Source organism: Actinocorallia longicatena, from assembly GCF_039534125.1.
Lineage (GTDB): Bacteria > Actinomycetota > Actinomycetes > Streptosporangiales > Streptosporangiaceae > Actinocorallia > Actinocorallia longicatena.
Map to the genome: position 1 here is coordinate 1 of NZ_BAAAUV010000040.1, position 20,833 is coordinate 20,833.

A 20,833-nucleotide genomic window follows, 5' to 3' on the forward strand; every position below is an offset into this window, starting at 1 on the left:
CCCGAGGGCGCGGAGCTCGGCGAGGGCGGCGGCGCGGGCGGCCGCGGCGGTGCGGGCCTTGCGGGCGGCGGCCGCGGCGGCCTGGCACTCGGCCAGGGTGTGGGCGGCCAGCGCGTCCCTGACCAGCGGCAGCGAGGGCGCGCTCATCGACAGTGAGGTCACGCCGAGCCCCGCCAGGACACAGGCCATGATCGGGTCGGCGGCGGCCTCGCCGCAGACCCCGCAGCCCTTGTCCGCGGCGCGGGCCGCGTCGGTGGCGATGCGCATCAGGTCCAGCAGCGCGGGACGCCACGGGTCCTGGAGCCTGGTCAGGCTCGAGACCTGGCGGTCCACCGCGAAGACGTACTGGGCGAGGTCGTTGGTGCCGAGGCTGAAGAAGTCGACCTCCTCGGCGATGTCGCGGGCGCGGATCGCCGCCGCGGGAACCTCGATCATGATCCCGGACTGGGTGAGCCCGGCCTCACGGCAGGCCGCGGTGAAGAAGCGGGCCTCCTCGGCGTCGGTGACCATGGGGGCCATGACCCGGAGGCGTCCCGGCAGGCCGTCGGCGGCCTTGGCCAGCGCGCTGAGCTGCCCGCGGAGCACCGGCGGATGGCGGCGCAGCAGCCGCAGCCCGCGTTCGCCGAGGGCCGGGTTCGGCTCGACCGCGGCGGGCGGCAGGAACGACAGGGGCTTGTCGGCGCCCGCGTCCAGCACCCGGACGACCACCCGCGGGAAGGCCTCGAGGACCTTCCGGTAGGCGTTGATCTGCTCGGCCTCGGTCGGCGGGATGTCGGCGTCGAGGAAGAGGTACTCGCTGCGGTACAGGCCGACGCCCTCGGCGCCGCTGGCCAGCGCCGCCGGGATGTCCTTGGGGCCGCCGATGTTGGCGAGCAGCGGGACGGGATGGCCGTCCTTGGTCGCGCCGGGGCCCGTCGCGCTGCCGACCGCCTCCGCCCGGGCCAGAGCGGCGGCCTGCGCCCTGGCGACCTGCTCGTCGGCCGGGTCGACGATCAGGCGTCCCGAGGCGCCGTCGACCAGGACGTGGTCGCCGTCCTTCAGATGGAGCACGCCGGGGCAGGACACGATGGCGGGGATGCCCATCGCGCGGGCGAGGATGGCGGTGTGGCCGATCGGCCCGCCCTCCTCGGTCACGAACGCGACCACCCGCGCCGGGTCGAGCAGGGCCAGGTCCGCGGGAGCGAGGTCCTGGCAGATCAGCACGTAGGGCTCGTCGGCGACGGGCATGCCGGGGACGGCGACCGACATCAGCCGGGCCACCGTACGGTCGCGGACGTCGTCGAGGTCGGCGACGCGCGCCGACATGTAGCCGCCCGCGCCCGCCAGCAGATCGCGGAAGAACCCGAACGACTCGTACACCGCCCGCTCGGCCGTCAGGCCGGCGGAGACGCCGACCGTGACCTCGCCCGCGAGATCGGGGTCGCGCGCCATGAGGGCCTGCGCGGTGAGGATGTCCCGGGCGTCGCCGCCGGCCGCGTCGGCCCGCGACTCCAGCTCGCTCCCGACGTCCTCGAGGGCCGTGAGAGCGCGCGCCGTCTCGGCGACGCGGTCACCGCGGAACGGCTCGGCGGGGGGTTCGGGAACGTCGCCGCTCACCACCCGGACGGGGCCCACGCCCACGCCCGGGCTCACCCCGGTGCCGAGAAGCTCACGCATCCGGCTCCGCAATGACCTTCGCGAGCGCGTCGAGGATCTCCTCCGCGCCGTCGCCCTCGGCCCGCAGCCGCAGCTGCTCGCCGTGCCGCGCGTCCAGCGCCAGCACCGCGAGGATGCTCTTGGCGTTGACGGACTCGCCGGTGAACCGTCCTATCGAGACGTCCATCGGCGCCTTCGCGGCGGTCTTGACGAACTCCGCGGCCGGGCGGGAGTGCAGGCCCACCACGGACTCGACCTTCACATGACGCTCAGCCATGATCCTCCTTCGAGGGTGAATTGTTCCAGACGAACAGCCGGTCGCCGACCTGGACCGTTCCCGCGGCGGTTCGGGTCACCTCGGGAGCCTCCAGTGCGATCACCGGGCACAGCGGGGACCGTCCGGCCAGGGCCGTCAGGTTCCAGCGGGTGACCGGTTCGCCCACGCGGATCCGGTCGCCCTTGGCCCGCAGCCGCGTGAACCCGCCGTCACGCAGCCCGGCCGTGTCGATCCCCAGATGGACCAGGACCGCGCGGCCCTGATCGTCCAGGATGGCGAAGGCGTGTGAACGCAAGGTGAGCAGCGTCCCCGAGATCGGTGCGCGGGCGGTGACCTCTCCTTGACCGGCCGGCTCGACGGCGACTCCGGCGCCGAGCAGCCCGAAGGCCGGATCCGGGACCTCCGCGAGAGGGATGACGGAACCTGCCAGGGGCGCGTACACGTTCAGAGCAGGCTCTTGATCCTCGTCGCGACCGTGTCGGCCTCGAGACCGAGCACGACCTGGACGATCCTGCCGGACCTCAGCACCCCGACGGCACCGGCCTTCTTCAGTGCCGCCGAGTCGACCAGGGCCCCGTCGCGCACCTCAGTGCGCAGCCGGGTCACACAGGCCTCGAGGTCGACGATGTTCGCCTTCCCGCCGAGCCCTGCCAGGATCGTTTCCGCCCTGCTCACCGATTCCTCCGGGATCTTGGGACCCCAGGGTATACGCCCGTCTGCACGAGGATGTCCTTCACGCGTTGACACCCCGGACGACTCATGGTCCAGTCCGGACTAGACCGGTATGAACCATACCCTTGTGGTAGCAATATCCGAAAGTCCCCGACCCACCCGAGGCGGCCCCCTTTGCCCGCGATCGACGCGTCCAGCCCGGTGCCGAAGTACGTCCAGCTCCGCGGCCTCCTCCTGGACCTGGTGGACGAGGCCGACCTCCAGGTCGACGCCCCCATGCCCTCCGAACGCGACCTGTGCGTCCGGTACGCGCTGTCGCGGATGACGGTCCGGCAGGCCGTCGACCAGCTCGTCGCCGAGGGACGGCTCTACCGGGTCCCCGGCAAGGGCACGTTCGTCGCCCGGCCCAAGATCGACATGCCGCTGCGGCTGTCCAGCTCGTTCACCGCGGAGATGCGCTCACGCGGGCTCGCACCGGGCGCCGTCGACCTGTCCCACCGCACGATCCCCGCCACCGGCCACATCGCCCGCGGCCTCAATCTCCCCCAGGGCGCCTCCGTGCACGTCCTGGAGCGCCTGCGCACCGCCGACGGCACGCCCATGGCCATCGAGCGCTGCCACATCCCGGCCGCCCTGGCCCCCGGGCTGCTCGACATCCGCCTCACCGGCCAGTCCCTGTACACCGTCCTCGAACGGACGTTCGGCATCGTCTTCGACTCCGGCGACCAGACCGTCGAGGCCGCCATCGCCGATCCCGCCGACGCCGACCTGCTGAACCTGCCCCACCCCAGCGCGGTCCTGCTGCTCCGCCGCCGCTCCTACCAGGCCGCCACCTGCGCCGAACTCACCGAGTCCACCTACCGCGCCGACCGCTACCAGCTCCACACGGCCCTGGAACACCGCCGCTGAGGCTTATTGCCAGTCGTACCACTTGCTCGTAGGGATCTCGAGGTTGAACGGCTCGGGCAGGGAGATCGTCTCGCCGAACGCCCAGGACTCGTTGAGCGCGTAGATCTGCCGAGCCGGGTCCGGCACCGAGTAGAGCGTGGTCCGCCGCACCTTCGGATCGCGGTCGATCAGCAGGTAGTAGGGGATCTCCATGCTGACGTACCCCTCCCACTTCCCGCCGCCGGACTTCGGGCGCGGCCGGTCGTTCTGGGCCGATCCTCCGGAGGTCACCTCGACCACCATCTCGATCTCGTCCGACGTCAGCCGCCGGACCTGCGCCTCGGCCGCCGCATAGTAGATCGACGACTCGACGACGACCAGGTCGGGGATGTAACCCGCGAGAGCGTCGGGGAACACGATCCCGCTCGTGCCGACCGCCTCCCACGTCGACTCCGCCGCGGTGCGGGCGAGGCACTTGGTGAGCTCCAGCGCGATGAAGTTGTGGCCGAACTCGGGGGCGGTGGTCACGACGATCTTCCCATCGATGATTTCGACTCGGGTTCCGTCATGAGGGAGGTTCAGGAGGTCGTGCAGTTCGCCGCGTTCCCACAGCGCCAGCGCCGAGTCGGGCAGCTCGAACTGCACTCCGGCCTCGAATTCCACGGCGACCTTCACTTTGGGCGACCCTTCTCTCACGATCAGCTCCCATATCGTAGAGAAAACCTCGACTCAGAGTAGCGGGGTATGTGGAAAACCGGATCGGATCCGCGTGCCCGGCTCCCGGCCGGCGGGCCTGCTGGGAGAGTGGGCGCGTGGAGGCTCTGCTGGGGGTGCTGCAACGGCTCGGGCGGAGCCTGGTGACGCCCGTCGCCGTGCTGCCCGTGGCCGTGCTGCTGGTCCGGCTCGGCCAGCCCGACCTGCTGGACGTCGCGGTGCTGCGGGCCGCCGGCGAGGGGATCCTCGGGGCGCTGCCGCTGCTGTTCGCGCTCGGAGTCGCGGTCGGGTTCGCGCGCAGGGCCGACGGGACGACCGCGCTCGCCGCCGTGGTCGGGTACCTCGTGTTCGACGGGGTCGCCGAGGAGGTCGGGGGCGGGCCGAGCCCGGCGGGGATCCTCGGCGGGATGGTCATGGGGCTGGTCGCGGCGGTGCTCTACGAGCGGTTCCACGCGGTCGAGCTGCCCTCGTGGCTGGCGTTCTTCGGCGGGCGGCGGTTCGTGCCGTTCGCCACCGCGCTCGCGGGCCTCGTGCTGGGGATCGCCGCGGGACTGGCGGCGCCGCCGCTGGTGACGGCCCTCACCGGACGGCCCGACCCCGGATGGCCGATGGCCGGGCTGTACGGGCTGGTCAACCGGGGGCTGCTGCCGTTCGGGCTGCACCATCTGCCGAACTCGGTGGTGTGGTTCGTCTCCGGGAGCTACGAGGGGACCGAGGGCGAGATCCCCCGGTACTTCGCGGGCGACCCCCACGCGGGCGGCTACCTGGCGGGGTTCTTCCCGGTGCTGATGTTCGGGCTGCCGGGCGCGGCCCTGGCCATCTGGCACTGTGCGGAACCCGCGCGGCGCAAGCGGGTGGGCGCGATGATGGGGGCGGCGGCGCTGGCGAGCTTCGTGACGGGTGTCTCCGAGCCGATCGAGTTCGCGTTCGTCTTCGCGGCGCCGCTGCTGTACCTCGTCCACAGCCTGTTGACGGCCCTCTCGATGGGCCTGCTGAACGCGCTCGGGGCGCAGCTCGGTTTCGGGTTCTCGGCCGGCCTGATCGACCTGCTGCTGAACGCCACCGCGCCGAACACCCGGCGGCTGCCGTTGATCGTCGCGCTCGGGGTCGTGTACTTCTTCGCCTACTACGGGGTGTTCCGGCTGCTGATCACCCGGTTCGACCTCCCCACTCCGGGAAGGGCCGCAGACGAGGAGGAGAGCGAGGACTAGCCGTCCCGCCACACTTGGGCCGCCCAAGGTATCAAACGGGCCGCCCGGGCCTCTTGTGGGTGCGCAGATCGCGCATCGACGAGAGGAGGCCGCCCATGCCGCGGTCGCGAGTGCTCCGCCTGGTCTCGGCCGACGAGGTCCAGGCCGATCTGGAGGCCGTCCCGACGGCGTCCGGTTCGCCGACGTTCGGTTCGCTGGCGCTCCGGCTGGAACCCGCCCCCGGAAGCGCGCGCGGCACCCCTCCGGGACCACCCGACGACGACCTTCCGGCGGCCGCCGACAGGATCCTCTGGATCACCGCCGAGATCTTCGCGGGCCGCCGGGCGTTCCGGCAGCTCGCCGCCCTGTCGACCGCCGAGCTCGCCGAGGTCCTCCAGCGGCAGGAGCAGCCGGCCATCCCCACCAGGCCGGGCCCGCCGCGGATCAGGAACCGCCGGATCCAGCGCCCCGGCGACGGCGTCGCCGAGGTCACCGCCACCGTCATCATCGGCGGCCGCATCCAGCCCATCGCGGTCCGCCTCGTCCTCCTGCGCGGCCGCTGGCGCTGCGCCGCCCTGGAGACCGCCATCCCCTCCTGAACGGGGAACGGCGAAGGCCGCCGCCCCGTGATCTTCACGGGACGGCGGCCTTCGGCGTCGAGCTAGCGGCCGCCGTGGCAGCGCTTGAACTTCTGGCCCGAGCCGCAGGGGCACGGGTCGTTGCGGGAGACGCCCTCGTACTTGTCGGCGCCCTCGGTGTGGTGCTCGACCGAACCGTCCTCGGCCGGGCCCGAGTAGTCGAGCTTGCCGGTGTCGGGCTTCTCGCCGACGGCCGCGGAGCCCGCGATGGTCTTGGGCGCGATGGCGACCTTGGCCTCCGGCTGCTCCTCGACCTCGACCTCGAGGTGGTAGAGGTAGCCGACCGACTCCTCCTTGATGGCCTCCATCATGGAGACGAACATGTCGTAGCCCTCGCGCTGGTACTCCACCAGCGGGTCGCGCTGCGCCATCGCCCGCAGGCCGATGCCCTCCTGCAGGTAGTCCATCTCGTACAGGTGCTCACGCCACTTGCGGTCGAGGACGGTCAGGACCACGCGCCGCTCGAGCTCGCGCATGACCTCCTCGCCCAGCTCCGACTCGCGCTTGTCGTAGGCGGCCTGCGCGTCCTCGCGGATGCGGTCGGCGAGGGTCTCGGCGTCGAGCTTCTGGACGTCGCCGCCGATCTCCTCGATCACGTCGTCGGACGACAGCGCGATCGGGTAGAGCTGCTTGAACGCCTTCCACAGCTTGTCGAGGTCCCACTCCTCGGCGAAGCCCTCGGCGGTGGCGCCGGCGACGTAGCCGTCGACGACCTCGTCGATCATGTGGCGGATCTGCTCGTGCAGGTCGGCGCCCTCGAGCACCCGGCGGCGCTCGGCGTAGATGACCTGACGCTGCCGGTTGAGGACCTCGTCGTACTTGAGGACGTTCTTGCGGATCTCGAAGTTCTGCTGCTCGACCTGGTGCTGGGCCGACTTGATCGCCGAGGAGACGATCTTCGCCTCGATGGGCTGGTCGTCCGGGATGTTGAGACGGGTCATGATCATCTCAACGCGCGCGGAGTTGAACAGGCGCATCAGGTCGTCCTCGAGGGACAGGTAGAACCGGGACTCGCCCGGGTCGCCCTGACGGCCGGAGCGACCGCGCAGCTGGTTGTCGATGCGGCGCGACTCGTGCCGCTCGGTGCCCAGCACGTAGAGGCCGCCCGCCTCGACGACCACCTCGTGCTCGCCGGCGACGGCGTCCTTGGCCTTCTCCAGGGCGGCGGGCCAGGCGGCCTCGTACTCCTCCGGAGTCTCCAGCGGGGACAGGCCGCGGGCGTGCAGGTCGAGGTCGGCCCGGAACTCGGGGTTGCCGCCGAGCATGATGTCGGTGCCTCGGCCGGCCATGTTCGTCGCGACCGTGACGGCGCCCTTGCGGCCCGCCTCGGAGACGATCGCCGACTCCTTGTCGTGGTACTTGGCGTTCAGCACCTCGTGCGGGATCCCGCGGCGCTTCAGCAGCTTCGACAGCCGCTCGGACTTCTCGACCGAGGTGGTGCCGACCAGGACCGGCTGGCCCTTCTCGTGCCGCTCGGCGATGTCGTCGACCACGGCGTCGAACTTGGCCTGCTCGGTCTTGTAGACCACGTCGGCGACGTCGTCGCGGAGCGGCGGCTTGTTCGTCGGGATCGGGATCACGCCGAGCTTGTAGATCTTGTTGAACTCGGACGCCTCGGTCTGGGCGGTACCGGTCATGCCGCCGAGCTTGGCGTAGAGGCGGAAGTAGTTCTGGAGGGTGATCGTGGCGAGGGTCTGGTTCTCGTCCTTGATCGCCACTCCCTCCTTCGCCTCGATGGCCTGGTGCATGCCCTCGTTGTAGCGGCGTCCGTGCAGGATGCGGCCGGTGAACTCGTCGACGATCAGGACTTCGCCGTTCATGACGACGTAGTCCTTGTCCTTCTTGTAGAGCTCCTTGGCCTTGAGGGCGTTGTTCAGGAACCCGACGAGAGGGGTGTTGGTGGCGTCGTAGAGGTTGTCGATGCCGAGCCAGTCCTCGACCTTCTCGACACCGGACTCCAGGATGCCGACGGTGCGCTTCTTCTCGTCGACCTGGTAGTCGCCGTCGTCGCCCTCTTTGTCGGTGGTCTTCTTGAGCCGAGGGACGATCTTGGCGAACTCGCCGAACCACTTCGAGTTCTGGTCGCCCGGGCCCGAGATGATCAGCGGCGTGCGGGCCTCGTCGATGAGGATCGAGTCGACCTCGTCGACGATCGAGAAGTAGTGCCCGCGCTGGACGCACTCGTCGAGCGACCACGCCATGTTGTCGCGCAGGTAGTCGAAGCCGAACTCGTTGTTCGTGCCGTAGGTGATGTCCGCGTTGTAGGCCTTGCGGCGTTCCTCGGGGTTCATGTTGCCGAGGATCACGCCGACCTCGAGGCCGAGGAACTGGTGCACGCGGCCCATCCACTCGGCGTCGCGCTTGGCCAGGTAGTCGTTGACCGTGACCACGTGCACGCCCTTGCCGGCGAGCGCGTTGAGGTAGGCGGGCAGCACGCAGGTGAGGGTCTTGCCCTCGCCGGTGCGCATCTCGGCGATGTTGCCCAGGTGGAGGGCGGCGCCGCCCATGACCTGCACGTCGAAGTGCCGCTGCCCGAGCACGCGCTTGGCGGCCTCACGGGCGGTGGCGAAAGCCTCGGGAAGCAGGTCGTCGAGGGTCTCGCCGTCGGCGAGACGCTCCCGGTACTTCTCCGTCAGGGCGCGCAGCTCGGCGTCGCTCATGTCGGTGAAGTCCTCTTCGATGGAATTCACCTGGGCGGCGATCCGCTTGAGCTTGCGCAGGACCTTGCCTTCGCCCGCGCGAAGGATCTTGTCGAATACAGCTGGCACTCTCGGAAGCTCCTTGCAGATCGGATAGCCGCACAGTGAGTGATGGGGCCCACTGTCGCGCATACCACTCGTAGCCCATCCATCTTAGGTGAGCTACAGGATGGTGCAGCTCACGCTCGTGCGCAATTCGCGGCCACATTCCAGCGTCTCAACGTCGTTCCCTCCGTTCTGGTTCCCGCACCGGCGTCCCGCCTCCGGGCGTGGCCCGGACCCCGGGGCCCTGGAGTCCCTAGGGGCCGGACAGGGCCGGAGCGGCCTCCAGGAGCGTGCGGGCCAGGAGGGTGTCGCCGGTGATCGTGACCGGGAGGGCGGAGGGAGGAATCCGGTCACCCATGAGAAGACAGAAGTCGATCACGTCGAGGCGCAGGGAGAAGGCCGGGGTGAGCGGGGCGTCGGGGGCCAGGGCGATCGTCCAGGTGCCGCCGCCGGGGCCGTCGAGGGTGATCATCGCACTCGCGGGTGCCGCCGCTCCGGTGGCCACGCTCAGTGCGCTCGGCAGGAGCCGGACGCCCAGGTCGGCCAGGGGATGCAGATGCTCGGGGAGCGGCGGCGGCAGGCTCCGGCCGACGGCGTCGGCGATGTCGGTGGTGTGGACCCAGGTCTCGAAGGCCCGGGACGTCATCAGATCGGCCAGCGGAAGCGGCAGCACGAGATCCGTCGGCAGGTCCTGGGGGCGGCCGGCGAGCGCGCCGCAGAGCGCGGCGGCGCCGTCCCGCCAGTGGCGGTGGGTGCCGTCCGGGCTCCTCGTGGAGGACTGGGCCGCGGCCGTGCGGCGGTCCAGCTCGGCCTGGCCGTTTGCGGCCAGGGGGCCCGCCAGGAGCTCGGCGACGGCCTCGTCGACCGCGCCCAGATGTTCCACCAGGTCCCGTACGGTCCAGTCGTAGATCACCGGCGTGGCCCACTCGCCGGGCGTGAGCTCGGTGAGCAGGGCGTCCAGGACGGCGATCCGCACGGCGTACGGCAGCGCGTAGGAGGGCGCCACCGGGCGGCGGCGCCTGGCACCGGCCATGATCCGGCCGCGCAGGGCGGGCGGAGGGGTCCCGGTGTGCTCGGCGAACGCGTCGTCGATCAGTCGGTCGGGGTTCACGGTGTCACTCCCTCCTCGGCGAGGTCCTCGGCGATCTGCTTGAGCGCGGCCCTGATCCGCGACTTCACGGTGCCTTCGGGCGAGCCGAGCTCGGCCGCCACCTGACGGTACGTGCGGCCCTTGTAGTACGCCAGCTCGACGACCTGCCGCAGGGGCTCGGGCAGCCGGGCGACGGCCTCGGCGACCCTCCCCCTGATCTGCTCCCGGTAGAGCTCCTCGGTGACGGCCTCGTCCACGCCCGGCAGCGGCATGTCGTCGGAGGCGGCCGGCCTGCGCCGCAGCTCCTCGCGCCGCACGGTCTCCACCGAGCGCCGGTGCGCGAGCAGCCCCAGCCAGCTCCGCAGCGTCCCCTTGCCGGGGTCGAAGGCCGCGGGCCTCTCCCACAGGAAGGAGAAGACCTCCTGCACGACGTCCTCGGCCAGCTCCCTGCTGCGGGTCAGCCGCAGGGCGAGACCGTAGACGAGGCCGCCGTAGGCGTCGTAGATCTCGCCCAGCGCGGCCTCGTCGCCCGAGACCAGCCGTCGCGCCCACACCACATCGGACGGGATTTCGTCCACACCCATCTCCGCGATCCGTGCATATGTGACAGGTCCCAACATGTCACCCCCACTGATCCACGGCCACCGCTTCACCGACCATTCGTCCGAAGCCGCGGGACGGATGAAGATCAGAGGCGTCCGGCGGCCTTGAGGGCCAGATAAGCGTCCGCGAGGGCGGGGGCGAGATGCTCGGGCGGCGCGTCGACGACCTCGACGCCGTGCCCGCGGAGCTCGGCGGTGAGGCGGCGCCGCTCCCCCCTCGCCCGCTCGGCCGCCGCGGCGTCGTACACGGCCGCCAGATCGCCCCGCGCCGCGGCCATCTCGTCGACGCGCGGATCCGAGACCGCCGCGATCATGACGAGGTGCTTGGCGGTGAGGCGGGGCAGCAGCGGCAGGAGGCTCTCCTCCATCGCCGCGGTGTTCAGCTCGGTCAGCAGCACGACCAGGCTGCGCTGGCGGGTCCGCGCCAGCAGCGTCGAGACCATCCCGGCGGCGTCGGACTCGATCAGCTCCGGGTCGAGGGTCGCCATCGCCTGCACCATCGACGGGAGCAGGTCGGTGCGCGAGACGCCCTCGACCCTGGCCCGCACCTGACGGTCGTAGGCCAGCAGATCGACCCGGTCCCCCGCACGGGAGGCGAGCGCCGCCAGCAGCAGGGCGGCGTCCATGGAGCAGTCCAGGCGCGGGATGTCGCCGACCCGCCCGGCCGAGGTGCGGCCCGTGTCGAGGATCAGGAAGATGCGCCGGTCGCGTTCGGGCCGCCACGTCCTGACGACCACGTCGCCGCGGCGGGCGGTGGCGCGCCAGTCGATCGAGCGGACGTCGTCACCCGGCACGTACTCGCGCAGCGAGTCGAACTCGGTGCCCTGGCCGCGGATGAGGGCCACGTGCTGGCCGGTCAGCTCGCGGAGCTTGCGCAGCTTGGCGGGCAGATGGCGGCGCGAGGGGAAGCCGGGCAGCACCCGGACGGTCCACGGCGCCGGCCGCGAGAGCTGCCGGGCCGCCAGCCCCAGCGGGCCCGTCGACCGGACGGTCACGGTGACGGACCGCCGGTCGCCGCGCCGGGTGGGCGTCAGCGTCAGGTCGAGCCGCCGCCGCTCCCCCGCCGGAACCGACAGGTCCGAGGTCCTGGGCGAGGCCCCGGCGCTGGGCGGCCAGGCGTCGCGGACGACCGCCCGCACCCGCCGGGTCCCGGGGTTCTCCACGATCAGCCCGACCGTGGCCGTCTCCCCCAGCCGCACGCTCCGGTCGCCGGCCCGGTGCAGCACGAGCCTGCGGACGTTCCCCGCCAGCGCGAAGTCGGTGACGACCAGCGAGATCAGCACCGCGGCGATCACGAGCAGCACCCAGGCGTGCGGCACGAAGATCGGGATGATCGCCGCCAGCAGGGCCAGGAGGCCGACGCGTCCGGTCAGAGCCACCGGATCACCGGGGGGTCGGGACGGTCGTGAGGACGCCCTCGAGGACGCCGTCGGCGGTCGCGCCCTCCAGCTCGGCCTCGGGCCGCAGCTGGACCCGGTGCCGCAGGGTCGGGCGGGCCAGCGCCTTGACGTCGTCGGGCGTCACGTAGTCGCGCCCCGACAGCCAGGCCCAGGCCCGCGCGGTGTTCAGCAGCGCGGTCGCCCCGCGCGGCGAGGCCCCGAGCTGCAACGACGGCGACTCGCGGGTCGCCCGGCACAGGTCCACCACATAGGCGATGACCTTGGGGTCGACGTGCAGGGTGCGCACGGCGTCGCGACCCGCCTCCAGGTCCTGGAGCCCCGCCACGGGGTTGATGTCCGACAGGTCGCGCGGGTCGAAGCCCAGCGCGTGCCGCTGCACGACGCCGATCTCCTCCTCGCGGGTCGGCAGCGGGACGGTCAGCTTCACCAGGAACCGGTCGAGCTGCGCCTCCGGCAGCGGATAGGTGCCCTCGTACTCGATCGGGTTCTGGGTCGCGCACACGACGAACGGGTCGGGCAGCGCGAACGGCGTGCCGTCGACCGTCACCTGCCGCTCCTCCATGGCCTCCAGCAGCGACGCCTGGGTCTTCGGCGGCGTCCTGTTGATCTCGTCGGCGAGCAGCAGGTTGGTGAAGACGGGGCCGCGCCTGAACTCGAACTCCGAGGTCTTGGCGTCGTAGATCAGCGAACCCGTGACGTCGCCGGGCATCAGGTCGGGCGTGAACTGCACCCGCTTGAACTCCAGGTCCAGCGCCTGCGCCAGGGTCCGCACCAGCAGCGTCTTCGCGACGCCCGGCACGCCCTCCAGCAGCACGTGCCCCCGGCACAGCAGCGCGATCACCAGGCCGGTGATCACCGCGTCCTGGCCGACGACGGCCTTGGCGACCTCGCCGCGCAACGCGGCCAGGGACCGACGGGCGTCGCCCAGACCGGTGTCGACGATGGTCTCGCTCATTGATCTTCCTTAAGGGAGAGGACGCGGCCCTCGAGGTCGTCGAGGACCTCCGACAGCCGCACCAGTTCGGGGTCGTCCGCGGGATCCGGACCGTACAGCGCCCACCACGACGTCTGCTGGTCGAGGCCCGACCTGGCCGCCACCAGCCCGACGACCTCCCCGATCCGCGAGGAGTCGTCCGCCGCCGTGCGCGGCAGCCCGAGCAGCGGCATCAGCCGGGAGCGGGCCGAGTCGCGCAGCGCGATCGCCGCCCGGTCCCTGGCCCGCCGCGCCCGGTACAGCCGGGCCCGCCCCTCGACGGTCTCCGCCGACCTGACGACCACCGGCAGCCGCTCGGCGACGACGGGGCCGAGCCGCCGGGCCCGCCACAGGGCCAGCAGCACGACGGCGATGAGGACCTGCCAGAAGAACAGCTTCGTGCCGGCCGGGACGAGGTCTTCGAGGGAGGTGTCGCCCGCGGTGCCCGGCTCGGAGGGCAGCGGCGGCATGAACCACACCGCCGACGGCCGCGCCCCGATGAGGTTCATGGCGAACGCGGCGTTGCCGTCGTCGGCCAGCCGGTCGTTGGTCAGCGGCAGGCCCGAACCCAGCACGGTCACGAGCCGCCCGCCGGTGCTGATCTGCACGACCCGGCCGAGCTTGTTCTCGGTGTCCGCGAAGCACACCACCGCGCCCTGGGGGGCCGCGTAGGTCCAGGAGGCGTCGAAGGAGACCTCGCCCGCGGCCTCGGCGAGCGGGCAGCCCGGCTCGGCCGGCCCGCCGACGGTCTCGGCCTGGGTGACACCGGGCGCGAGCGCCTCCAGCGCGGCCCTGCCCGGCTCGACCAGCACCAGATCGCCCGGACGGCCGGCCAGCTCGGCGAGATCATCGGCGGTCAGGCGCTCGGAGCGCACGACCACGACGACCCCGCCGGGCAGCGAGGCGGACCCGGCCGACCTGACGACGTTCACGGGCGTCCCGTGCTGCCGGAGGATCTCGGCGAGGGCGCGCGAACCGTCCTTCGCGGGCGACTCGGGGTCGAGGTAGCCGCCGGTCTTGACCGGGCGCAGCGCGGCGAGCGCCACCGCGACCACGATCATGGCCAGCACGAAGACGACCACCGCCCGCCAGCGCCGCACCCTGCGGCCCACGACCGCCGCCGTGCTCTCGGCCGCCGTCACGGGACCCGCTCCAGCGGGCGCGGCCTGGCCGCCCGCACTTCCTCGTCCAGCGCCACCAGCAGCGCGTACCCCTCGGGGGTGCCGGGCCGGTCGCCGTACCAGACGTCGTCGAACACCCCGACGCCCTCGCTCAGATCGACGGGCATCGCCCGCAGCGTCTCGTGGGCCAGCTCACGCGCGGTCCGTCCGGGCCTCGGGTCGAGGATCGCGCGCTCCTCCAGGTCGCGGGCGATCGCCCGCAGCCGTTCCCTGATCGCCTCGGCGAACCGGCCCTCGGCCGCGAACGCCGCGGCGGCGGAGCGGTGGTCGGTCGCGCTGGACGGCACGTCGTCGAGCAGCGCCGCCCCGGCGGCCTTGGTGTTGCCGCGCCCGCGCATCCACCAGACCACCGCGACGGCCAGCAGCACGAACAGCACGACCAGGATGAGAAGGGTGAAGTCGCCTCCGCCGCCACCCGGCCTCTTGACGCCGTCCGGCGTGAGCTTGTCGAACCACTCGCGGATCTGGTCGATCATCTTGTCCAGGAACGACGGCCGCTCCCGGTGGTAGATCGGTTTCTCCAGCTCGTCCCTGGCGAGATCGCGCGCCTGGTCGCGGGTCACCGGCTCGGAGAAGAGCCCTGGGAAGATCATCTTCCCCTCCACAGGTCCATGAATCCGGCGGGCGGCTCGGCCAGGGTCTGCAACCTCAGGTCGACGCCCTCGCGCCGCATCCGCAGATCGAAGTAGACGAGCGCGACGACCAGCGCGTCGAACGGCACGGTGATGGTCCAGCTCACGATCCGGCCGAGGGTGTTGACGGCCAGCGCCCACAGCTCCTCCGCGCCGCTCGGCTCGGTCCCGAACGCGAACAGCTCGATCAGCAGGAACGGCACCCGCAGCGCGATGAACCCCATGAACACGGTGATCAGCCCGGTCAGCACCAGCACCAGGAAGGTCTTCCACCACCGGCGCCGGACCAGCCCGGACGCCCTGCGGAAGGCCTCGGCGAACGGCGCCCGCTCCATCACGACCGCGGGCCCCGCCAGCACGACGAGGACGTAGATCCAGGCGGCCAGCGCGGCGCCCGCGGGGAATCCGGCGAACCCCAGCAGGATGCCGAGCCCGGCAGAGCCTCCGGTGTTGGCCACCAGCACGAACGGCACGAGCGGGAGCGCGAAGGCCAGGAGCGGCCCGACCATCCCGGCCAGGGCGACGAACACCAGCCTGACGCGGCTCGGCCGGCCGTCCGCCCAGGGCTCGGGCGGCAGGCCGAAGAACGACCGGGCGACCACGGGGGCGTAGAAGCCGGCGAGCACGAGGATCGCGAAGCCGGTCACGAACATGCCGATCACGGTCAGCACCAGCTGGTTACCGACCGACCGCAAAAGCTCTTCCGGAACGTCGGAATCCGTCGGCGAGGTGCCGATGAAGTAATAGGAGATCAGCGTCAGGCAGACCTGAACGAAGGTGACGACGGCCGCCGCGGGCCCGAGAACGGCCCGCGGGCAGCGCCGCATGACGGCCACAGCCGTGTCCAGCATTTCGGCAACACCGACCGGCCGCAGCGGGATCTCCCCACCCAGCAGCTCCGCCCGGTCAACGTGCACGCGGACATCCTGCCACGCCGCATGTGCGACATGACCGACTGATGCCTGGCCGCCTATATCCAGGAGATCCCCATACCCGCCCTCCCCAGGTGGTACAAATCTCGCGTGTCGTAGGCGAATCGGAACGCAGCGTACATCGCCGCATGGTGAGATCGTCGAGGTTTCCCGTGATTGGGGGCGCGGCGAGTCGGCAATCGCGGGTAACCTTCTGGCCTGGGCAAGCCCTGGCCAAGCACTCGCCAAGCCGGGCAATGATCAGGGGATCCCCCACCTAACCTCCAAACGAACGGCGATGAGGGCGCATGAGAGGACGTGTACTGGTCGTCGACGACGACCTGGCGCTCGCGGAGATGCTGGGCATCGTGCTGCGGGGCGAGGGCTTCGAGCCGTCGTTCGTGCATGACGGCGACAAGGCGCTCGAGGCGTTCCGCGAGACCAGACCAGATCTCGTCCTGCTGGACCTGATGCTTCCGGGGGCGGACGGCATCGACGTGTGCAGGCAGATCCGCGCCGAGTCCGGCGTGCCGATCGTCATGCTGACGGCCAAGAGCGACACCGTCGACGTGGTCCTCGGCCTGGAGTCCGGTGCCGACGACTACGTCGTCAAGCCGTTCAAGCCGAAGGAACTCGTGGCACGGGTCCGCGCCCGGCTGCGCCGCACCGACGAGCCCGCTCCCGAGACCCTGCAGATCGGCGACATCGCGATCGACGTGGCGGGCCACTCGGTCAAGCGCGGCGACAAGCACATCCCGCTGACCCCGCTGGAGTTCGACCTCCTGGTGGCCCTGGCCCGCAAGCCGCGCCAGGTCTTCACCCGCGAGGTCCTGCTGGAGCAGGTCTGGGGCTACCGGCACGCCGCCGACACCCGCCTGGTGAACGTGCACGTCCAGCGGCTCCGGGCGAAGATCGAGAAGGACCCCGAGCGTCCCGAGATCGTCGTCACGGTCCGCGGTGTGGGTTACAAGGCCGGGCCGGCGTAACGGGCCATGACCTCCGACCGGCTGTGAACACCGTGCTCCGCTCCGCCCGCCGCCTGATGCGCGGCGTGTGGAACCGTTCCTACGTCTCCTGGCGGCGCTCGATCCAGGTGCGGGTCGTCACGATCACCCTGCTGATCTCGGCGATCGTGGTGGCGGTGCTCGGTGTCTTCCTGATGCAGCAGATCACCGCCGCGCTGCTCAAGGGCAAGTCGGAGACGGCGATGCAGCAGCTCGGCGAGGGCGTCAGCATCCTGCGGGGCAAGTACCAGGCCTACTCCACGGGCGGCACCGACCTCACCGAGGAGGTCGCGGGCGAGCTGACCGGCCGGTCCGCGCCGACCGGGCTCTACCAGGTGTACGTGGTCAACTCCGGCCGCGACGACTACCGGGGCATCGCGAGCAACAGCGTCCGGGAGAGCAGCGTCCCGACCCGGCTGCGCGAGACCATCGCCAAGGACCCCAACGCCCGCGCCTGGACCCTCGGCACCCTCCAGACCCTCTACGAGGAGGACCAGCCCGCGCTGATCGCGGGCGCCCGGTACGGCGACTACCAGATCTACTATCTCTTCCCGCTGACCCAGGAGGAGAACACCCTCAGCCTGGTCCAGAAGACGCTCGTCGGCGTCGGCGCGGCCCTGGTGCTGCTGCTGGCCGCGATCGCCTCGGTCGTGACGCGGCAGGTCGTCATCCCGGTCAGGCTCGCCGCCCAGTCGGCCGAACGGCTGGCCTCGGGACGCCTGGAGGAGCGCATGAAGGTCCGCGGCGAGGACGACCTGGCCAAGCTCGGCCGCTCCTTCAACGACATGGCCACCACGCTCCAGGAGAAGATCTCCGAGCTGGAGGGCCTGTCGCAGGTCCAGCGCCAGTTCGTCTCCGACGTCTCGCACGAGCTGCGCACCCCGCTCACCACCATGAAGATCGCCGCGGACATGCTCTACGAGCACCGCGAGGACTTCCAGTCGATGGTCGGCCGCTCCGCCGAGCTGCTCCAGTCGCAGATGGAGCGGTTCGAGTCGCTGCTGTCGGACCTGCTGGAGATCTCCCGGCACGACGCGGGCGCCGCCACCCTGGACTCCGAGCCGCTCGACATGCGCGATCTGGTGCTGGCGGCCGTCGGTGACGTCGAGGACGTCGCGGAGCGCCGCGGCAGCAAGATCGTCCTTCAGCTTCCCGGCGAGGCCACGGTCGCCGAGGTCGACCGCAGGCGGGTCGCGCGGATCCTGCGCAACCTGCTGTTCAACGCGGTCGAGCACGGCGACGGCAAGGAGATCGTGGTGACCGTCGCCGCCGACCGCGACGCCGTGGCTCTGGCCGTGCGCGACCACGGCACCGGGCTGAAGCCGGGCGAGGCCCAGATGGTCTTCGACCGGTTCTGGCGCGCGGACCCCTCGCGCGCCCGCACCATCGGCGGCACCGGGCTGGGCCTGTCGATCTCCCGCGAGGACGCCCAGCTGCACGGCGGCTGGCTCCAGGCCTGGGGCGAGTCCGGCGTGGGCTCGCAGTTCCGGCTGTCGCTGCCGCGGGTCGCCGGCGAGGAGCTGCGCGGCAGCCCCCTTCCGCTGGTCCCGGCCGAGGTCGAGCTCACCAGGACCTACCTCGTCGATCTGGAGGTGGCCGAATGAGCCGCCGCCCCAGGACCGGCCGTCCCGCCCTCCCCCTGCTGGCCGCCGTGTGCGCGGTCGGCCTCTCCGGGACGGGCTGCGCCTCCTTCCCCACCGGCGGAAGCGTCAACACCAAGCCCGACCAGGACGGCAAGCGCTCCTTCGACGACCCCTACGTCCGGATCATCCCGACCAAGCCGCAGGACGGCTGGGGCCCGGAAAAGGTCGTCCAGGGCTTCCTCAAGGCGATGGCCAACTTCGACGACGGCCAGGTCCTGCTGAACTCCTACCTCGCCCCCGGCGTCACCTGGGACTCCAATCTCCACCAGGTGCAGGTCGTCGACGACCCCAAGGACGACCTCGCCTACAACACCACCGAGAGCAAGGACACCGCGGTCGTCAAGGTGACCGGCAACCTGCTCGGCAAGATCACGAGTGCGGGCAGCTACGAGGCCAAGGACGGCAAGGCCACCCCCTACACGTTCACCCTGAAGCAGGTCGCCGCGGGCCGGTGGCGCATCGTCGACAAGCCCAACGACCTGCTGCTGCGCCGCAGCGCGGTCGACCGGGCCTTCCGGACGACCAACCTGTACTTCTTCGCGCCCGACCACAAGGTCCTGGTGCCGAGCTCGGTGTTCCTCCCGCTGGTCAACCGGGCCTCGCTGCCGACCCAGCTCGTCAAGGCCCTGCTGGACCGCGCCTCCCTGCCGGGCCCCTCCGTGCAGACCTCGCTGCCGCCCAAGACCACGCTCAGGGGCGACGGCATCGAGATCTCCGACGACGGCACCGCGACGGTCGACCTCAGCAAGGAGGCCGCGAGCGGCTCCGTGCGGGAGATGTCGGCCCAGCTCATGCTGACCCTCCAGCAGGTGACCGAGATCCAGAACCTGCGGCTGAAGATCGACGGAAGGATCAGGAAGACCGCCGACGGGCAGGAGATCCAGACCCGGGCGAGCTTCGCCGAGCTCAACCCCGACGGGCCGCCGAGCGGTCTCACCGGCGACTCCTTCCTGCTCAACCGCGACGGCAAGCTGGTGCAGCTCTCGGTTCCCGACCAGCCGTTCCCCGTCCTGCAGGACCGGAAGATCGAGCACCCGGCCGTCTCCCTCGACCTCCAGCTGTTCGCGGGCGTGTCCGGCAAGGCCATCGTGGTCGGGCGGCGCGGCACCGTCACCTCCACCGAGGTCATGAAGGTCTCCGACCAGAAGAACTCGCTGCTGCGCCCCTCCTGGGACCGGCACAACAACCTGTGGATCGTCGAGACCGGGCCCGCGGGCTCGCGGCTGTGGCTGTGGCGTGAGGCCGCGCCGGAGGCCGTCGAGGTGCAGGGGTGGGGCTTCGGCGGCTCGCACGTGCGCGCGCTGCGGGTGGCCAGGGACGGCGTCCGGGTGGCCGCGCTCATCGACGGCTCCGGCCCCAAGACCGAGATCCAGCTCGGCCGGATCACGCCCGAGGAGAACGGCGCCCCGACCATGGGCGAGTTCAAGCCGATCAACGCCGAGCTGGCCGAGGTCCGCGACCTGGCGTGGCTCGACGCCGACACCCTCGCCGTGCTCGGCCGCAGCACCGACACCGACACCGAGACCTACATCCCCTACCAGGTGCCGATCAGCGGTGGGGCGGTCCGGTACATCGCCGGCAGCATCTCCGGCAAGCCGATGACGATCGCCGCCACCTCGGGCAGCAAGAAGGAGATCCTGCTGGGGGTGGTCTCCAAGGACGGCATGGAGATCCTCCAGCGGCTGCCGGGCGACGATCCCCAGTACAGCGAGTGGAAGTCGGCGGGCGCCGGCGCGGAACCGGTCTATCCGGGGTGATCTCCGAGCTGCTCGGCCTCGTCCTCCCCGCGCACTGCGCGGGATGCGGGGCGCCGGGCGGACCGGTCTGCCCGGCTTGTGGCGCTCTGCTCCACCGCAGGCCCTGCCGCGCGGGACGCGCCTGGGCGATGACCGCCTATCGCGGCCCGGTCCGATCGATGATCGTGGAGTACAAGGACCGCGGCCGCTCGGGCCTGGCCGCCCCGCTGGCCCGGGCCCTCGCCTCGGTGATCACCGAAGGGGTTCTCCCCGAGGCCGCCGTGCGCGGCGGGGTCCTGCTGATCCCGGTGCCCTCCGCGCGGCGCTCGGTCCGGCGCAGGGGCGGCGACACCATGCTCGGACTGGCCCGCCTGGCGGCCGCCGAGCTGCGCTCTCAGGGGATCGACGCCGCGGCGCTTGGAGTTTTGCGCAGAATGCCGGGAACACCCGATCAGGGCGATCTGGGGGGCGCCCAGCGCCGCACCAACCTGAACGGCGCCCTCCGGGCGACCGGAGCCGTCTCCGGGACCGTGATCGTCGTGGACGACGTGACGACGACCGGGGCGAGCGTCGCGGCCGCGTGGTCGGCGCTGACCTCGGCGGGGGCGCATGTCGTCGGGGCGGCGACCGTCGCGGCGGCCCGCTTGGACACGGACAAACCGTAACAATCAGCAAGGTATTTCGTACTCATCTCGCAAACTAACCGCGAGGCCACAGCCTGCTGACCTGCCGCGAAAACGCTTCCCACACGGCGCTGACGTGGCAATTCGTCACTCACGCCATCACCGACGGTGAGTTTTGCCGCAGTTCACCCCCATGACATTCGGGTCGGGAGGGGCTAGCGTTCTGACATGGCACCCGCCCGGGTCCGTGGTTGCGCCGGATCGTCGCTCCTCCTCGGAG

General features: G+C 71.4%; 20 protein-coding genes. 7 read left to right on the forward strand and 13 right to left on the reverse strand.

Features of this window, described 5'->3' with window-relative positions; all coding sequences use genetic code 11:
- The 4 genes from ptsP to ABD785_RS38065 form a co-directional block, all read right to left on the reverse strand.
- Positions 1-1,656 (reverse strand): phosphoenolpyruvate--protein phosphotransferase (gene ptsP / locus ABD785_RS38050; protein WP_344838770.1); only part of this gene is annotated, 1,656 nt, incomplete at its 3' end.
- Positions 1,649-1,912: an HPr family phosphocarrier protein gene (locus tag ABD785_RS38055; RefSeq protein ID WP_344838773.1), complete on the reverse strand. Its 264-nt coding sequence runs from the start codon at positions 1,910-1,912 to the stop codon at positions 1,649-1,651. The genes ptsP and ABD785_RS38055, both read right to left, overlap by 8 nt.
- Positions 1,905-2,354, reverse strand: a complete 450-nt coding sequence (locus ABD785_RS38060; RefSeq protein ID WP_344838775.1) for a PTS sugar transporter subunit IIA — start codon at positions 2,352-2,354, stop codon at positions 1,905-1,907. Before ABD785_RS38060 ends, ABD785_RS38055 begins: the two co-directional genes overlap by 8 nt.
- Positions 2,355-2,356: 2 nt before the next feature.
- Positions 2,357-2,587, reverse strand: coding sequence for a PTS sugar transporter subunit IIB (locus tag ABD785_RS38065; protein ID WP_344838777.1), 231 nt, complete (start codon positions 2,585-2,587; stop codon positions 2,357-2,359).
- Between the two features lie 171 nt (positions 2,588-2,758).
- Between ABD785_RS38065 and ABD785_RS38070 the strand changes: the two genes are divergently transcribed.
- Complete coding sequence (locus ABD785_RS38070) at positions 2,759-3,493, forward strand: GntR family transcriptional regulator (RefSeq protein ID WP_344838778.1); 735 nt, start codon at positions 2,759-2,761, stop codon at positions 3,491-3,493.
- Between the two features lie 3 nt (positions 3,494-3,496).
- On the opposite strand, the gene ABD785_RS38075 is transcribed toward ABD785_RS38070, so the two are convergent.
- Positions 3,497-4,168 (reverse strand): Uma2 family endonuclease, encoded by a 672-nt coding sequence (locus tag ABD785_RS38075; RefSeq protein WP_344838779.1) that lies wholly within the window; start codon positions 4,166-4,168, stop codon positions 3,497-3,499.
- Between the two features lie 116 nt (positions 4,169-4,284).
- Here ABD785_RS38075 and ABD785_RS38080 point away from each other — a divergent pair, with 116 nt between their 5' ends.
- Together ABD785_RS38080 and ABD785_RS38085 are read left to right on the forward strand one after the other, a co-directional pair.
- Positions 4,285-5,397 carry a PTS transporter subunit EIIC gene (locus ABD785_RS38080; RefSeq protein WP_344838781.1) on the forward strand — a complete coding sequence of 371 codons (1,113 nt, stop codon included), beginning with the start codon at positions 4,285-4,287 and terminating at the stop codon, positions 5,395-5,397.
- A 95-nt stretch (positions 5,398-5,492) separates the two neighbouring features.
- Positions 5,493-5,975 carry an Rv3235 family protein gene (locus ABD785_RS38085; protein ID WP_344838783.1) on the forward strand — a complete coding sequence of 161 codons (483 nt, stop codon included), beginning with the start codon at positions 5,493-5,495 and terminating at the stop codon, positions 5,973-5,975.
- A 62-nt stretch (positions 5,976-6,037) separates the two neighbouring features.
- On the opposite strand, the gene secA is transcribed toward ABD785_RS38085, so the two are convergent.
- The 8 genes from secA to ABD785_RS38125 form a co-directional block, all read right to left on the reverse strand.
- The gene (secA, locus tag ABD785_RS38090) at positions 6,038-8,782 is read right to left on the reverse strand and encodes a preprotein translocase subunit SecA (protein WP_344838785.1); all 2,745 of its coding nucleotides are present in this window, start codon (positions 8,780-8,782) and stop codon (positions 6,038-6,040) included.
- 229 nt (positions 8,783-9,011) lie between these two features.
- Positions 9,012-9,869, reverse strand: a complete 858-nt coding sequence (locus tag ABD785_RS38095) for a maleylpyruvate isomerase family mycothiol-dependent enzyme (RefSeq protein ID WP_344838787.1) — start codon at positions 9,867-9,869, stop codon at positions 9,012-9,014.
- Positions 9,866-10,432, reverse strand: a complete 567-nt coding sequence (locus ABD785_RS38100; RefSeq protein ID WP_344838790.1) for an RNA polymerase sigma factor — start codon at positions 10,430-10,432, stop codon at positions 9,866-9,868. The genes ABD785_RS38095 and ABD785_RS38100 overlap by 4 nt, the downstream gene beginning before the upstream one ends.
- A 104-nt stretch (positions 10,433-10,536) precedes the next feature.
- On the reverse strand, positions 10,537-11,829 hold the full coding sequence (locus ABD785_RS38105; RefSeq protein ID WP_344838793.1) for a DUF58 domain-containing protein: 1,293 nt from the start codon (positions 11,827-11,829) through the stop codon (positions 10,537-10,539).
- Between the two features lie 4 nt (positions 11,830-11,833).
- A complete protein-coding gene (locus tag ABD785_RS38110) occupies positions 11,834-12,805 on the reverse strand; it encodes an AAA family ATPase (RefSeq protein WP_344838794.1) in 972 nt (323 codons plus the stop codon).
- Positions 12,802-13,965, reverse strand: coding sequence for a DUF4350 domain-containing protein (locus tag ABD785_RS38115; protein WP_344838796.1), 1,164 nt, complete (start codon positions 13,963-13,965; stop codon positions 12,802-12,804). The genes ABD785_RS38110 and ABD785_RS38115 overlap by 4 nt, the downstream gene beginning before the upstream one ends.
- Positions 13,962-14,597 carry a DUF4129 domain-containing protein gene (locus tag ABD785_RS38120; RefSeq protein ID WP_344838799.1) on the reverse strand — a complete coding sequence of 212 codons (636 nt, stop codon included), beginning with the start codon at positions 14,595-14,597 and terminating at the stop codon, positions 13,962-13,964. The genes ABD785_RS38115 and ABD785_RS38120 overlap by 4 nt, the downstream gene beginning before the upstream one ends.
- Positions 14,594-15,553 carry a hypothetical protein gene (locus tag ABD785_RS38125; protein ID WP_344838801.1) on the reverse strand — a complete coding sequence of 320 codons (960 nt, stop codon included), beginning with the start codon at positions 15,551-15,553 and terminating at the stop codon, positions 14,594-14,596. The genes ABD785_RS38120 and ABD785_RS38125 overlap by 4 nt, the downstream gene beginning before the upstream one ends.
- A 302-nt stretch (positions 15,554-15,855) precedes the next feature.
- On the opposite strand from ABD785_RS38125, the gene mtrA reads away from it, so the two are divergent.
- From mtrA to ABD785_RS38145, 4 genes are read left to right on the forward strand one after another with little or no spacing between them, the layout of a single operon-like run.
- Entirely contained in the window at positions 15,856-16,533 is a 678-nt protein-coding gene (gene mtrA, locus ABD785_RS38130) for an MtrAB system response regulator MtrA (RefSeq protein ID WP_344838804.1), read from the forward strand.
- A 23-nt stretch (positions 16,534-16,556) separates the two neighbouring features.
- Positions 16,557-18,155 (forward strand): MtrAB system histidine kinase MtrB, encoded by a 1,599-nt coding sequence (gene mtrB / locus ABD785_RS38135; RefSeq protein ID WP_344838808.1) that lies wholly within the window; start codon positions 16,557-16,559, stop codon positions 18,153-18,155.
- Positions 18,152-19,951, forward strand: a complete 1,800-nt coding sequence (locus ABD785_RS38140; RefSeq protein ID WP_344838811.1) for an LpqB family beta-propeller domain-containing protein — start codon at positions 18,152-18,154, stop codon at positions 19,949-19,951. The genes mtrB and ABD785_RS38140 overlap by 4 nt, the downstream gene beginning before the upstream one ends.
- Positions 19,948-20,595, forward strand: coding sequence for a ComF family protein (locus tag ABD785_RS38145; protein ID WP_344838813.1), 648 nt, complete (start codon positions 19,948-19,950; stop codon positions 20,593-20,595). The genes ABD785_RS38140 and ABD785_RS38145 overlap by 4 nt, the downstream gene beginning before the upstream one ends.
- Positions 20,596-20,833: the final 238 nt, after the last annotated feature.